This window comes from Roseovarius sp. A46 (assembly GCF_004126395.1).
GTDB lineage: Bacteria > Pseudomonadota > Alphaproteobacteria > Rhodobacterales > Rhodobacteraceae > Roseovarius > Roseovarius nitratireducens.
This window is the reverse complement of record NZ_PVWS01000013.1, coordinates 76,694-90,634: the sequence shown is the minus strand read 5'-3', so window position 1 is coordinate 90,634 and position 13,941 is coordinate 76,694. Positions and strand designations below refer to the sequence as shown.

17 protein-coding genes and 1 tRNA gene are annotated in these 13,941 nt (G+C 65.7%); 13 read left to right on the top strand and 5 right to left on the bottom strand.

Annotation, left to right across the window (positions count from 1 at the left end; translation table 11 throughout):
• Nucleotides 1-250 precede the first annotated feature (250 nt).
• The 6 genes from rpsD (at nt 251) to C6W92_RS08955 (ending at nt 4,879) form a co-directional block, all read left to right on the top strand.
• Entirely contained in the window at nt 251-871 is a 621-nt protein-coding gene (rpsD, locus tag C6W92_RS08980; protein ID WP_129432650.1) for a 30S ribosomal protein S4, read from the top strand.
• A gap of 116 nt (nt 872-987) precedes the next feature.
• Nucleotides 988-2,073 carry a histidinol-phosphate transaminase gene (hisC, locus tag C6W92_RS08975; protein ID WP_129432649.1) on the top strand — a complete coding sequence of 362 codons (1,086 nt, stop codon included), beginning with the start codon at nt 988-990 and terminating at the stop codon, nt 2,071-2,073.
• Entirely contained in the window at nt 2,070-2,987 is a 918-nt protein-coding gene (locus C6W92_RS08970) for a prephenate/arogenate dehydrogenase family protein (protein ID WP_129432648.1), read from the top strand. Before hisC ends, C6W92_RS08970 begins: the two co-directional genes overlap by 4 nt.
• On the top strand, nt 2,984-3,592 hold the full coding sequence (locus C6W92_RS08965; protein ID WP_129432647.1) for an extensin family protein: 609 nt from the start codon (nt 2,984-2,986) through the stop codon (nt 3,590-3,592). Before C6W92_RS08970 ends, C6W92_RS08965 begins: the two co-directional genes overlap by 4 nt.
• A gap of 180 nt (nt 3,593-3,772) precedes the next feature.
• The gene (locus C6W92_RS08960; RefSeq protein WP_104019588.1) at nt 3,773-4,105 is read left to right on the top strand and encodes a hypothetical protein; all 333 of its coding nucleotides are present in this window, start codon (nt 3,773-3,775) and stop codon (nt 4,103-4,105) included.
• A 330-nt stretch (nt 4,106-4,435) separates the two neighbouring features.
• A complete protein-coding gene (locus C6W92_RS08955) occupies nt 4,436-4,879 on the top strand; it encodes an MmcB family DNA repair protein (protein WP_104019587.1) in 444 nt (147 codons plus the stop codon).
• On the opposite strand, the gene C6W92_RS08950 is transcribed toward C6W92_RS08955, so the two are convergent.
• Nucleotides 4,874-5,062: a DUF6324 family protein gene (locus C6W92_RS08950; protein ID WP_129432646.1), complete on the bottom strand. Its 189-nt coding sequence runs from the start codon at nt 5,060-5,062 to the stop codon at nt 4,874-4,876. The two genes, C6W92_RS08955 and C6W92_RS08950, sit on opposite strands and share 6 nt — an antisense overlap.
• A 77-nt stretch (nt 5,063-5,139) precedes the next feature.
• Between C6W92_RS08950 and C6W92_RS08945 the strand changes: the two genes are divergently transcribed.
• The gene (locus C6W92_RS08945; protein WP_129432645.1) at nt 5,140-5,625 is read left to right on the top strand and encodes a GNAT family N-acetyltransferase; all 486 of its coding nucleotides are present in this window, start codon (nt 5,140-5,142) and stop codon (nt 5,623-5,625) included.
• Nucleotides 5,626-5,666: 41 nt separating this feature from the next.
• A tRNA-His gene (locus C6W92_RS08940) sits at nt 5,667-5,743 on the top strand.
• Nucleotides 5,744-6,019: 276 nt separating this feature from the next.
• On the opposite strand, the gene C6W92_RS08935 is transcribed toward C6W92_RS08940, so the two are convergent.
• A complete protein-coding gene (locus tag C6W92_RS08935) occupies nt 6,020-6,400 on the bottom strand; it encodes a hypothetical protein (protein WP_129432644.1) in 381 nt (126 codons plus the stop codon).
• Between the two features lie 240 nt (nt 6,401-6,640).
• Complete coding sequence (locus tag C6W92_RS08930; protein WP_129432643.1) at nt 6,641-6,952, bottom strand: DUF6476 family protein; 312 nt, start codon at nt 6,950-6,952, stop codon at nt 6,641-6,643.
• Between C6W92_RS08930 and C6W92_RS08925 the strand changes: the two genes are divergently transcribed.
• The 4 genes from C6W92_RS08925 to C6W92_RS08910 all read left to right on the top strand — a co-directional run bounded on the left by C6W92_RS08925 (nt 6,951) and on the right by C6W92_RS08910 (nt 10,514).
• A complete protein-coding gene (locus tag C6W92_RS08925) occupies nt 6,951-7,997 on the top strand; it encodes an RluA family pseudouridine synthase (RefSeq protein WP_129432642.1) in 1,047 nt (348 codons plus the stop codon). The two genes, C6W92_RS08930 and C6W92_RS08925, sit on opposite strands and share 2 nt — an antisense overlap.
• A gap of 139 nt (nt 7,998-8,136) precedes the next feature.
• Complete coding sequence (gene rpoH / locus C6W92_RS08920) at nt 8,137-9,033, top strand: RNA polymerase sigma factor RpoH (protein ID WP_129432641.1); 897 nt, start codon at nt 8,137-8,139, stop codon at nt 9,031-9,033.
• A 66-nt stretch (nt 9,034-9,099) separates the two neighbouring features.
• A complete protein-coding gene (locus C6W92_RS08915) occupies nt 9,100-10,182 on the top strand; it encodes an alpha/beta fold hydrolase (RefSeq protein ID WP_129432640.1) in 1,083 nt (360 codons plus the stop codon).
• Between the two features lie 62 nt (nt 10,183-10,244).
• Nucleotides 10,245-10,514, top strand: a complete 270-nt coding sequence (locus tag C6W92_RS08910) for a DksA/TraR family C4-type zinc finger protein (RefSeq protein ID WP_129432639.1) — start codon at nt 10,245-10,247, stop codon at nt 10,512-10,514.
• Here the strand turns inward: C6W92_RS08910 and C6W92_RS08905 are convergent.
• Entirely contained in the window at nt 10,477-10,863 is a 387-nt protein-coding gene (locus C6W92_RS08905) for a YigZ family protein (RefSeq protein WP_129432638.1), read from the bottom strand. The two genes, C6W92_RS08910 and C6W92_RS08905, sit on opposite strands and share 38 nt — an antisense overlap.
• A 56-nt stretch (nt 10,864-10,919) precedes the next feature.
• The gene (locus C6W92_RS08900; RefSeq protein WP_129432637.1) at nt 10,920-12,740 is read right to left on the bottom strand and encodes a M3 family oligoendopeptidase; all 1,821 of its coding nucleotides are present in this window, start codon (nt 12,738-12,740) and stop codon (nt 10,920-10,922) included.
• A gap of 271 nt (nt 12,741-13,011) precedes the next feature.
• Here C6W92_RS08900 and C6W92_RS08895 point away from each other — a divergent pair, with 271 nt between their 5' ends.
• Nucleotides 13,012-13,842 (top strand): fumarylacetoacetate hydrolase family protein, encoded by an 831-nt coding sequence (locus tag C6W92_RS08895; protein WP_129432636.1) that lies wholly within the window; start codon nt 13,012-13,014, stop codon nt 13,840-13,842.
• The last annotated feature ends 99 nt before the right edge of the window (nt 13,843-13,941 follow it).

The window sequence follows — 13,941 nt, the reverse complement described above, 5'->3', positions numbered from 1 at the left end:
CCTTCTTCTTCATCGCATCACGCAGGCTGGGAAAGGCGGGCTGTTTCGGCATCGGCAGGACTCCTCTGGCGGACGCCCCAAACCTATCAGATTAGGCAGAAAGTCGCAGGTTTTTCAGACGTTCCTTGACAGCGCGCGCGCGGGGTATATAAGCGCGGCTTCATTGGTGTTGGTGGCCCTCGCAAGGGGATGCCTGTCGGGAGCAATCCAGAGGACAACGCCCTTCGACATTAAAAGAAGGAGATCAGCCGTGACCAAACGCACGTCTGCCAAGTACAAAATCGACCGCCGCATGGGCGAGAACATCTGGGGCCGCCCCAAGTCGCCGGTCAACCGCCGCGAATACGGCCCCGGTCAGCACGGTCAGCGCCGCAAGCAGAAGATCTCCGACTTCGGCCTGCAACTGCGCGCCAAGCAGAAGCTCAAGGGCTATTACGGCGATCTCACCGAGAAGCAGTTCCGCCGCATCTATGCCGAGGCAGAGCGTGTCCGGGGCGATACCGGCGAGCTCTTGATCGGCCTGCTGGAGCGCCGTCTCGACGCGGTGGTCTACCGCGCCAAGTTCGTGCCCACCGTCTTTGCCGCGCGGCAATTCGTCAATCACGGCCATGTGCTGGTGAACGGCAAGCGCGTCAACATCCCCTCCTACCGCGTGAAGGAAGGCGACGTGATCGAGGTGCGCGAGAAATCCAAGCAGCTTGTCTCCGTGCTCGAGGCCGTGCAACTGGCTGAGCGTGACGTGCCCGATTACATCGAGGCCGACCATTCCAAGATGACCGCGACCTTTGTGCGCACGCCGGCGCTGGGCGATGTGCCCTACCCGGTGATGATGGAGCCCAACCTCGTCATCGAATACTACGCGCAGAACTAAGCGTTCTGACCAGATGCGAAGAGGCCGCGACGAGGAACCGCCGCGGCCTTTTTCTTTTGTTGCTGGTCAAGCCGGGGCACCAAAGCTAGAACCACCTGCGAGACACGAGGGATGAAATGACCAGGATCACGCCGCAGCCGGGCATCATGGAAATCGCGCTCTACAAGAGTGGCGAGGCCGTGATCGAGGGCAAATCCGAGATATTGAAACTCTCGGCCAATGAGAGCCCTTATGGCCCGTCGGACAAGGCCAAGATGGCCTTTGCGCGCTCTGCCGCGACGCTGCACCGCTATCCCGGCACCGACCATGCCGAGTTGCGCGCCGCGATTGCCGAGGTGCACGGTCTGGACCCCGAGCGGGTGATCTGTGGCGTGGGTTCGGATGAGGTGTTGCAATTCGTGGCGCAGGCCTATGCCGGAGCGGGCGACGAGGTGATCCACACCGAGCACGGCTTTGCCATGTATCCCATTCTGGCGCATGCAGTTGGCGCCACGCCGGTCTGTGTGGCCGAGCGGGAGCGCGTGGTGGATGTGGACGCGATCCTGAATGCCTGCACGGCGCGGACGCGGATCGTCTTTATCGCAAATCCCGGCAATCCGACCGGCACCATCCTGCCCGAGGCAGAGTTGGTGCGGTTGGCGGACGGTATACCCGAAGGCGCTATTCTGGTGCTGGACGGCGCCTATACCGAGTTTGCCGCAGGCTATGACGGCGGTGTCGCGCTGGTCGAGGCGCGCGACAATGTCATCATGACGCGCACCTTTTCAAAGGCTTATGGCCTGGGCGGGCTGCGGATCGGCTGGGGCTATGCGCAAACCGCGATGATCGAGGTGCTGAACCGTATTCGCCAGCCCTTCAACCTCTCGCCCACGCAACTCGTCACCGCCGAGGCGGCGGTGCGGGATCGGGAGTGGCTGACACGCGTGGTCACTGACACGATGCGCAATCGCGCATGGTTGACCGAGGCGCTGCGCGAGAGCGGCGTGACGGTGGACGAGAGCCACGCCAATTTCGTGCTGGCGCGGTTCGCGTCAGAGGACGAGGCGGCGGCCTGTGATGCCGCGTTGCGCGCCGATGGGATCATTGTGCGCCGGGTGGGCGGCTACGGTTTTCCCCAAGGGTTGCGCATCACCGTGGGCGACGAGGCCGCCTGCCGCCGTGTGGCCCATGCCGTTGGGCAGTTCCGGGCAGGCACGCGATGAGCGTGATCTACGATCGCGTGGCGCTCATCGGGCTGGGGCTCATCGCCTCGTCGATGTTTCATGCCATCCGTCGCGGCGGGCTCGCGCGGGAGGTGACAGGCCATGCACGCAGCCGCGAGACCCGCGCCATCGCGCGCGAGATCGGCCTGTGCGACCGGGTCTGCGAGACCGCCGCCGAGGCTGCCGACGGGGCCGACCTGGTGGTGCTCTGCATCCCGGTGGGGGCTATGGGGGCCGTGGCCGAGGAGATCGCCCCGGTGCTCAAGCCCGGCGCGACGCTGAGCGACGTGGGGTCGGTCAAGAAAGCGGTGATCGAGGCGGTCGCGCCGCACCTGCCCGAAGGGGTGCACTTCGTCCCCGCCCACCCCTTGGCGGGCACCGAGCATTCCGGCCCGCGCTCGGGCTTTGCCGAGTTGTTCGACAACCGCTGGTGCCTGATCGTACCGCAGCCGGGCAGTGACCGCGCGGCGGTGGAGCGGCTGGAGCGGTTCTGGCAGGCCCTCGGGTCGAATACCGACGAGATGGATGCCGAGCATCACGATCTCGTCCTAGCCGTTACCTCCCATGCGCCGCATCTCATCGCCTACACTATGGTGGGCGTGGCCGACGACCTGCGCCGCGTCACCGACAGCGAGGTCATCAAGTATTCCGCCGCCGGTTTCCGCGATTTCACCCGCATCGCGGCGTCTGACCCGACGATGTGGCGCGACGTGTTTCTCAACAATCGCGAGGCGACGCTGGAAATCCTCGGGCGTTTCACCGAGGAGCTGTTTGCGCTTCAGCGCGCCATCCGCACCGGTGATGGCGATCACCTGCACGCTTATTTCACCCGCACCCGCGCTATCCGCCGCGGCATCATCGAAGCGGGGCAGGACGTTGACGCGCCTGATTTTGGACGGGGGAAGAAGGTATGAGCCGCGCGGTCTTCCTCGCCGTATTGTGCCTGAGCGTGCTGGCGACGGGGTGCGGGCGCGGGGATGAAGCGGTGACGCGACGCGGCGGGCTTTGTGGCGATCCGGGGCTGGTGGGCACGGTCTCGGGCGCCCTGCCCGGTCGGATCGCGGGCTGCGGGGTGAAGCGTGCCGTGCGACTCGAATCAGTGCATGGTGTGCGCCTGAGCCAGTCTGCCGCGCTCGATTGTCGTACCGCGCGGACGCTCGGGGCATGGGTCGATCAGAGCGCCAGGCCCGCGGTTGGTCGCATGGGCGGGGGCCTCACCGGTCTGCGCGTTGCGGCGCATTATGCCTGCCGGACCCGCAATAGCCAAAGCGGTGCACAGATTTCCGAGCATGGCAAGGGCCGTGCCATTGACATTGCCGCGCTGCAATTGCGTGACGGCTCCGAGATTTCGGTGCGCGACGATTGGGGACAGGGGCGAAAGGGCCGGGTGCTGCGTCGCGTCCATCGGCAGGCCTGCGGCCCCTTCGGCACGGTGCTGGGTCCGGAATCTGACCAGTTCCACCAAGACCACTTTCATTTCGACACGGCTCGGCATCGTGGTGGACCCTATTGCCGCTGAAATTCCGCTGACTCGTGCTGCGACGAATCCGCCCGGGGCCGGTGCTGTCGACCGCGAAACCGCGCATTTTCACAGGGCTGGGCCGGCGATATACCGCACGGGGCCCGGACAGGTCCGGATCGGCCCTTGTAATCTTATGGCAAGGGCGTAGCTTTGTTGTAGCAGAAACGGAGGTCGACCATGCCCAAGCTCATCAAGCTCTACATCACGCAGGTCGCCATCGGCTTCGGCATCGCGGGCGTGTTCGTCGCGCTCCTGTTGTGGTTCGATATCGCCAACCTGTGGCACCTTGTCACCCATAGCAGCGACGGGCCGCTTGCGGTCCTGATCCTCTGGCTGGCAAATGGCATCGTCTTTGCCGGGGTGCAATTCGCCATCGCGGTGATGCGAATGAAGGATGACGATGACGACGATCACCACGGCGGGCTGCGGCAGCATGTCATGCGCCGCGACTATGCCACGATCCCCGCCCGCGTCGATGATACGCGCCGGACGTTTCGACCAAGGGGTTGAGCCGCGCCAGCCGGAGCACTGACCAAAGGCCCCCACGGGGGCCTTTTCGCGTTTATTGGGTTTCACGCCTGCGAATCGGGAAAAGGAGAGAGGTGTGACGGGCCCGCACGCAGCCGTGTGGTTCTCTCATTCCCGAGGACCTGTGTATACAGGTGGGCGCCGGGTAACCGGACCACGATCCGGACAGAGCCAGCTCCCTCGGAATTGCTTAAGGCCACCGGAATGCAACCGTTCACGAGAAGGGCAGCACCCGCCACACCCCACAGCTAAGCGCTTGTACGCCCCGCGGCAAGGGGTTGCGTGCGTTCCTCATTTGTTCAAAATGTCGATATGGCATTCCCGCATGATCCGTCCCTGCGTCCCGGACAGGCGCTCGCTCGTGGCGTCTGTCGCCACTTGGCCAGCCATGATTTCGCCGTCCTGACGGAATTCGTGCCCGAGCGCGGCAAGCGCGTGGACGTCATGGCGCTGGGCCCGAAGGGCGATATCTGGGTGATCGAGTGCAAATCCGGCCGTGCCGATTTCGCCTCGGACGCCAAGTGGACAGGCTATCTGGACTGGTGTGACCGTTATTTCTGGGCGGTGGACGCGGGGTTTCCCACGGATCTGCTGCCCGACGATACCGGCCTCATCATCGCCGACGGCTACGATGCCGATATCATCCGCATGGCCCCCGAGACCCGGCTTGCGGCCGCGCGGCGCGCCGCACTCATCCGTCGCATCGCCCGTGACGCCGCGCGCCGCCTGCACCGGCTCACCGACCCGCCGCTATGATCCGCGTACCCGGGCGGCGGCTGCCGCGGCACGGATTTCCTCGGCGATTTCCTCGGCCTCGTCGGGGTCAAAATCCATCGGAACCTCGATGCCCTGCGACTCGATGAACAGGCGCACCATGCCGCTATCCGTTGGCCCGATCTGGAGATTGGCCTCGATCTCGCGTTCGTCGTTGATGCCCATGACCGCCTCCTGAAACTCGCGATCTGCTACGCTGTTCGCGCTTGATTGGCAAGCCTGCGCGCGCTTTGATGGCGACCATGACCGAGGCCGCGATCCGCCCCTTCCGCCCCGACGACGCGCCCTGGCTGGTCGAGCGTCATGCCACGCTCTATGCGCGCGACGAGGGTTTTGACGAGACGTTCGGCGTGCTGGTCGCGGAGATTCTCGACGCGTTTATCGCCGATCACGACCCGAGCTGCGAGGCGGGCTGGATCGCTCATGTCGGGGATCGGCGGCTCGGCTCGATCTTCTGCGTGCGCCAGTCCGAGGGAATCGCCAAGCTGCGGCTGTTCCTCTTGGTGACCGAGGCCCGCGGGCAGGGGCTCGGGCAGCGGCTTCTGGATACCTGCACCGGCTTTGCCCGCGCGCGCGGGTATCGCGGCATGGCGCTCTGGACGCATGAGAGCCACCGCGCCGCCTGTGCGCTCTACGCCCGCAACGGGTGGCGGCTCACCGCCTCGAAACCGGTGCGCTCTTTTGGCCGCGACCTTGTCGAACAAAGCTGGGAAATCGCTTTCCGTTAGGCTTGCAATCGGCAGGCGGCAAAGGTAAATCCCCCGTCAGTGCCGCCTTAGCTCAGTTGGTTAGAGCGCTGGATTGTGGATCCAGAGGTCCCCTGTTCAAGCCAGGGAGGCGGTACCACCGCGGTCATTCTCCCGTCAACAGCCGATAGACCTGCTACACACGCCATTGTGCGCGCGGCCCGAGTCGGGGCCATCCCGGAGCCGCATATGCCAGCCATGAGCGTGCGGCTCTGACGTAAGGTGCCATCCCGTTTCGTCCACTGGCAGGTCTACGCGCGCATCGCCCCGCAGGGCCACACTCTTGAAGATCGCGGCCGTCCGCGATCTGGTTTCGGAGCAGTCCTGCGGGGCGGCGGTGAGCGGCAACAGGGTGACAAGCAGCGCCGCGCTGCGGTTAATCATCGGTTTGGGGCACCGGCTGTGCCGGGGCGCTCACCGGGCGGTCGGGGTCGGGCACGTATTCGGTGGGCCCGGGCTTGTTCATGTTGGCGAACACGATGACGCCCACGGTGAGGACGAACAGCGTCAACGCAAGCAGTGCAGGCATCCGTGCGAGCCATCGCTGCCAGCGTATGGTGAGCTTGCTGCCCATCCACCACACCACGACCGCGACCGCGCCCGCGGCAACCTGGTACTGAAAGAACATGGTCAGGCGATTGAGCCCGCGGGTGAAGCCGTCGCCCGTGGGCCCGGTGTGGTAAGGCACGAGGAACGATGCCGCATAGAGCGCCGCCCACACGCCGCACAGGATGAAAATGCCGCTCAGCCGCGCCATGCGTCCACACCTTTCAAGCCGCTTGTTCCTCCGGACCCGCAGATGCATCCCGGCACTGACCCGCTTGGCACAGACACGAGACAGGGGTGAAGCCCCCGTTTTCATGAGAAACCAAGTTGGCTTTCCCGGAACGATGAACAGGTCTTGCAACCCTACGAAAGGTGGGCGATCTGCAAAGCGCGGCAGGCCAATCCCCCGTGCCTTTACCTGGCGCTGTTGCCGGAATGTGACAAGAAGACCCTAGTCGCGGATATCCACTTCCTGCCGCAGCGCGCCGTTCTCTCGATCATAAATCAGGATGCGCCCGTCATCGGTCACCACCGCGTACCAGTCCTCACCTTGCGTGAAGGCGGTGGTGCGCGCGCCCTCGGGCAGGGTGATGGCCTCGGGCAGCGGGGGCAGGGCGGGCCGTTCGGGTTCGGACCAGAAGCGGGTGACAAGCAGCCCGACGATCACTAGAAGCCCGAGGATCATCGTGGCGGTCAGAACCGTGACCAGCCGCGCGAGGAATTTCAGCGTGGCCGGGCTTACCGGCTGAGGGCTTTCGGACATGGCGCAGGACCTGCTCGGCTTTGTCATCGGGGCGGCACCGCCCCCCCGCCTTGATAAGGCGCTGGCGCGCGATGTGCCAGAGGCGGCGGCGCTTTCGCGCACGCGGCTCATGCGGCTGATCGAAGAGGGCGCGGTGCGCGTCAACGGTGACGTGGTCCACGACGCCAAGGCGCGCGTGGCCGAAGGTGACCGCATCGACATCGCCTTGCCCGAGCCGCGCGAGAGTCACATGGAGGCAGAGGCGATCGCGCTCGACATCGCGTTCGAGGATGACGACCTCATCGTGATCGACAAGCCTGCGGGGCTTGTCGTCCACCCGGCCCCTGGCACGCCATCGGGCACGCTGGTCAACGCGCTCCTGCACCATTGCGGCGACCGGCTCTCGGGGGTCGGCGGCGCCCGTCGCCCGGGCATCGTGCACCGCATCGACAAGGACACCAGCGGTCTTCTGGTTGTGGCCAAGACCGACGCCGCCCATCAGGGGCTTGCCGCGCAGTTTGCCGCCCACTCGGTCGAGCGCGCCTATCTCGCCATGGTTCACGGTGTCCCGGGTCCGGGTGACCCGCGTCTCGCGGGGTTGGCAGGCGTGCGATTCGAGGCCGATGGCACGCTTGTCATCCGCACCCAGCTTGCCCGCCATCGCACTGACCGGCAGCGGCAGGCGGTGGTGACCAGCGGCGGGCGCCATGCGGTCACGCGCGTGCGGCTGCGCGAGTCGTTCGGCCGGCCACCGGCGGCGTCACTGGTGGAATGCCGGCTGGAGACCGGGCGTACACACCAGATCCGCGTGCACATGGCCCATGTCGGCCTCGGGTTGATCGGCGATCCGGTCTATGGCGGCGCGCGTCGCCTTTCCGTGCGCGCCCTGCCCGAGGGCGCCGCCGAGGCGGCGCGCCACTTCTCCCGGCAGGCCCTGCACGCGGCTAGCCTTGGCTTTCTCCACCCCCTCAGCGGTGCGGCCTTGCGCTTCTCTTCGCCGCTGCCCGGCGATATGGCGGCGCTCCTCGCTACCCTGCGCGGAACGGGTGACAGCGGGACAGAATGACGTGATCTGGCGACATGATCGGCGGATTTCGCCGGAAAACCCCGGCTGATCCGTTAAGATGATGTGTGTATCGACTTGATCTCGCGGGCCGATAGCCTAGATCAATGTTAACACCTTATACATGAGGAGGGACACCCGCATGGGCAATTACGCAAATCTCCCGGCCCCGACCCCGGAAGGCGGGCTCAATCGCTATATGCAGGAGATTCGCAAGTTCCCGCTGCTTGAGCCGGAAGAGGAATACATGCTGGCCAAGCGCTGGGTCGAGGAACAGGACACCGAGGCCGCGCATCGTATGGTCACCAGCCACCTGCGGCTGGCGGCCAAGATCGCGATGGGCTATCGCGGCTATGGCCTGCCGCAGGCCGAGGTGATCTCGGAGGCCAATGTCGGTCTCATGCAGGCGGTCAAGCGCTTTGACCCGGAAAAGGGCTTTCGTCTCGCAACATACGCGATGTGGTGGATCCGTGCCTCGATCCAGGAATACATCCTGCGGTCGTGGAGCCTGGTGAAACTCGGCACTACCTCGGCGCAGAAGAAACTGTTCTTCAACCTGCGCAAGGCGAAGGCGCGTATCGGCGCGCTGGAAGAGGGCGATCTGCGCCCCGACACCGTCAAGAAGATCGCCCACGATCTCGGTGTGACCGAGGACGAGGTGATCTCGATGAACCGCCGCATGGCCGGGTCAGACGCCTCGCTCAACGCCACCGTCGGTTCCGAGGGCGAGGGCACGATGCAATGGCAGGACTGGCTTGAGGACGAAGATGCTGACCAGGCCGGCGCCTACGAGGAACAGGATGAATTGCAGGCCCGACGAGAGCTGCTCGCACGGGCGATGGACGTCCTCAACGAGCGCGAGCGCGACATTCTCACGCAACGCCGCCTCAACGAGGAAACGATCACGCTGGAGGATCTCAGCGCGCAATATGATGTCAGCCGCGAGCGGATTCGCCAGATCGAGGTGCGTGCCTTCGAGAAGCTGCAAAAGCGGATGCGCAGCCTCGCGCAGGAAAAGGGTATGTTGACCCCGGCCTGACCCTCTTGGCGCGGGGCGCAACATCACCTATGTGTCGTCTTTGGACGAGGGCGAGTGATGATTGCGATGCGTCGGACGGCAACGACCTATTTTGATCGGTTGGCCCGTATCGCGCTTGCCGGTGTGGTCTTGGCGTTGCTGGCCGCCTGCGCGCCCCGCGTCACCGCAGAACGCGCGGCCCCGCACCCGCAGGCCCGAATCCAGCCGGTCTTCGTGGCGACGGGCCGCGATCTCGACCGGACCGGACCGGTCTTCGGGCAGGAACGGCCCGAGACAATCCGCTATTTCCGCGTCGATATCTCGATCCCGCCGACCCATGAGACCGGCCGCATCGAATGGCCGGAGGGGCCACCCGATGCGGCCACCGATTTCGTCGTCACCGGGACGCAGGTGCATGACGGGCCGCGCACGCTCATCCGCGACATGCGCGCGCGCACAGAGGGGCGCGAGACGCTGCTCTTCGTGCATGGCTACAACAACACCCTGTCCGAGGCGATGTACCGGCTGGCGCAGATCCAGTCGGATTTCAACGTGCCGATGCCGGGGCTGCTGTTTGCCTGGCCCTCGGCGGGTGATCCGCGCGGCTATGTCTACGACCGCGACAGCGTGCTCTATGCGCGCGACGATCTGGAAACGCTGCTGCATGATCTGACGGCGCGCCCGGGCGAGAAGGTCTTTATCCTTGCCCATTCCATGGGCTCGCAACTGGTGATGGAGGCGCTGCGCCAGATCGCCCTGCGCGGCGACCGGCAGGTGTTGAGCCGGATCAGCGGCGTGGTGCTGATGTCGCCCGATATCGACCCCGATGTCTTTGACCGGCAGGCGGCGGCGATCAGGCAGCTTCCGCAGCCGTTTCTCATCTTCATCACCAAGGCGGACCGGGTGCTCACGCTCTCGGGTCTCGTCACCGGGCGCAAGCCGCGCCTCGGGGTGATCGACGCCGCCGAAAAGGTGCAGCGCGGCGATGTGCAAGTCGTGGATGTCACCGAACTCTCGGATGGCGAGGGCTATAACCATTTCGTGCCGGTCACGTCGCCCACCGCGATTCGCATGCTCAACGGCATCATCGCGCAGGCGGGGGGCGTGAACAGCGCGTTCCTGCGCGACATGGCGCTGCCTCTGCCCGCCGCCAAATATGTGGAACCCTGAGCGCGATTTGACCCCGACGGCAGGACGGGCCTAAACTGGATACTGCAAGCAAGGAGACGGCCATGGCCGGCGGATGGGCGCGCGATGGCGCGGTAAGTGAACAGATCGAAGCCTCGATTTCAGATGAGCTGGCGCGGCTCAAGGCCCGGGCGCAGCCGCAGGGCGAGAGCCGGACCCATTGTGCGGATTGCGACGAGCCGATCCCCGAGGCCCGCCGCACCGCCATCCCGGGCGTCAAGCTGTGCATCGACTGCGCCTCCGATCTTCAGGTGCAGAACCAGCCCCGCGGCGGCATCAATCGGCGCGGGTCGAAGGACAGCCAGTTGAAGTGAGATTGGCCGCGTCGAGATAGGCGCGAACCGCCGTTTGCACATGGCGGAACCGGTCACCGCCCAGATGCTTTCCGCCATACCAGCGGGTCACGATGACGAGGTGGCCGCGGATTTCATCGCGCTCTAGCATGCGCAGGATCACGTTGCCCGCGCCGCTTTCGCCATCGTCATTCTTGACCGGGCCGGAGCCGAGCAGAAGGCCCCATGTATTATGCGTTGCCTTGGCGAATTTCTTTTGTTTCTTCAGGGTTTTGAGGAGGGTTTTGGCCTCTTCCTCCGACGCGCAGGGCGCGCCGGAGACGGCATATTTGGAGCCGCGATCGGTAAGGATATTGTCAAGCGTCAGCATTGCGGCGTTGTGCGGGGTTTCTGCGGCTTTCACAATCCCCGCGACGGGTATGCATGTCAGCCCTCCATCGACTCCAACTCGTCGATCATACCCTCGATCATCGACAGGCCCTTGTTCCAGAACGCCGGGTCCGAGGCATCGAGACCGAAGGGCGCGAGCAGGTCCTTGTGGTGTTTCGAGCCGCCTGCGCGCAGCATCTCGAAATACCTGTCCTCGAACCCGGCGGGATCTTCCTCGTAGACGGCGTAGAGCGCGTTCACCAGCCCGTCGCCGAAGGCATAGGCATAGACGTAGAAGGGCGAGTGCACGAAATGCGGGATATAGGCCCAGAACGTCTCGTATCCGTCCATGAAATCGAAGGCCGGCCCGAGGCTCTCTGCCTGCACGCTCATCCACAGCGCGCCGATGTCGTCGGGTGTAAGCTCGCCCTCGCGGCGCGCGGCGTGCAGCTTGCACTCGAAATCGTAGAACGCGATCTGGCGTACCAAGGTGTTGATCATGTCCTCGACCTTGCCCGCGAGCAGCACCTTGCGCTCGGCGTCGGTCTGCGCCCCGTCGAGCATCCGGCGGAAGGTCAGCATCTCGCCGAAGACGCTGGCCGTCTCGGCAAGCGTCAGCGGAGTCGAGGCCAGAAGTTCGCCCTGTTCCGCGGCGAGCCGCTGATGCACGCCGTGGCCCAGCTCATGGGCGAGGGTCATCACGTCGCGCGGCTTGCCGAGGTAGTTGAGCATCACGTAGGGGTGTGCGTCGGTCACGGTGGGGTGGGCGAAGGCGCCCGGCGCCTTGCCGGGCTTTACGCCCGCGTCGATCCAGCCCTTCTCGAAGAACGGCTCTGCCAGTTCGGCCATGCGCGGATCGAACCCTGCATAGGCCGCCGTCACCGTCTCGCGCGCCTCGTCCCACGGGATGGTGCGCGGCGCTTCGAGCGGCAGCGGCGCGTTGCGGTCCCAGACCTGCATCCGCTCGAGCCCCAGCCACTTGCGCTTGAGCTCGTAATAGCGGTGCGACAGGCGCGGGTAGGCGCCCACCACCGCGGCGCGCAGCGCCTCGACCACCTCCGGCTCCACATCGTTCGAAAGGTGCCGCCCCGTCTGCGCCGTGGGCATCCCGCGCCAGCGGTCGAGCACCTCCTTTTCCTTGGTGGTGGTGTTGTGTACGCGGGCGAAGGTGCGCAGGTTCTCACCCAGCACGCGCGCCAGTTCACGCGCCGCCGCCTCGCGTTTTGCGCGGTCGTGATCGGTAAGCAGGGTGAGCGTGGCCTCGATCCCCATTTCCTCGCCCTCGACGGTGAAGGTGAGCCCCGCGATGGTCTCGTCAAAGAGCCGCTCCCACGCGTCGCCCACGACGCCCAGGTCATGGAGAAATTTCTCCAGCTCGTCGGAAAGCTGGTAGGGCTTCATCGCGCGGATGCGGCGCAGCACCGGCGCGTAGCGTGCAAGCTCGGCGTTCTTGTCATACATCGCCTTCAGCGCGTCCTCGTCGAGCCGGTTGAGCTCGAGCGAGAAGAACACCAGCGGCGTGGTGAAGCGGGTGATCTTTTCCTGGCAGTCGGAGAGGAATTTCGCCCGCGCGGAATCGGTCGTCTGCTGGTAGTAGCGCAGCCCGGCGAAGGACATGACGCGCCCCGCTACCCGGCTGATCGCCTCGTCGCGGCGGATGCACTCGAGCAGGCCGTCAGCATCGAGGTTGGCCAGCTTGCCCTCGTAGTCGGCGGCGAAGCTTGCGCATTCTGTCTCTAGCCAGTCGAGATCGCGGGCCAGTTCGGGCGCGTCCGCGCCGCTATAGAGATCGCTCAGGTCCCATTCCGGCAGGCGGCCCAGATCCTTGCCCCCGGCGGTGGTGTTGGCATCGTGGACGGGAAAGGGAAGCGTGCGCATGGGGGAAACCTCGACTGTTGATGGAACCCAGACATATGCGGGGCCTCGGTGCGGCTCAACCCCGCTTCGCGCGCTCAGCCGTACTGCACCAGCCGGCGCCGCATCACCCGCGCGGCCAGATCGGTGGCGAGACAGGCCCCGTGCCCGCGGCGCAATAGAGACCTTGAGCCGTGACACGCAAGACCATGCCGCGATGATAGGCCGTGTCATGCCCTTGCACAGCCCCGCCCGCCGTCTATTCTGCACGCGACTGCGCAACAGGAGGGATGACATGCGGTTTGCACGCTTTGGGGATCGGGGGCAGGAGCGCCCCGCCGTGCTCGATGCCGAGGGACGGCTGAGGGACCTGTCGGGCGTGGTGCCCGATCTCGCGGGCGAGGTGCTCGGGTCGCTGCCGCGGCTCAACCCCGAGGCGCTGCCGCTTGTGCCGGGCGCGCCCCGACTGGGGCCGCCGGTGAGTGGCATCGGCAAGCTCGTGGGCATCGGGCTAAACTACAGTGACCACGCCGCAGAGCTCGGTGCCGAGCCGCCGGCCGAGCCGGTGGTGTTCCTCAAGGCGCTGACCGCACTTGGCGGCCCCTACGACCCGGTGGTGATGCCGCGCGGCTCGGCCAAGACCGATTGGGAGGTGGAACTCGGCATCGTCATCGGCCGGCGGGCGAAATACGTGGACCAGGCCCGGGCACTCGGGCATGTCGCGGGCTACACCATCGTCAATGACGTGTCGGAACGCGCGCTGCAACTCGAGGGGTCGGGGCAGTGGACCAAGGGCAAGAGCTGCGACACGTTCGCGCCAGTCGGGCCATGGCTCGTCACCCCCGACGAACTGGACGACGTGCAGGCGCTCGATCTTGCCACCGAGGTGAATGGTGAGCGGATGCAGACCGGCAACACGTCGCGGATGATCTTCGGCGTGGCCGAGATCGTGTCCTACCTCAGCGCGATCATGACGCTCGAGCCCGGTGACGTGATCGCCACCGGCACGCCGCCGGGCGTGGGTGTGGGCCACAAGCCGCCGCGCTTCCTGTCCGCGGGCGACGAGATGGTGCTGCGCATCACAGGACTGGGCGAGCAGCGGGTGACGGTGCAGGCCGAGGGGTAGCGGGCAGGATACATGGCGGACATGAGGGCGCTTGTGGGCGAAGTTGGCCTTGAGCGGACCCTCACAGCTTGGTGCCAATGCGCGGCTCCTTGACCGTTG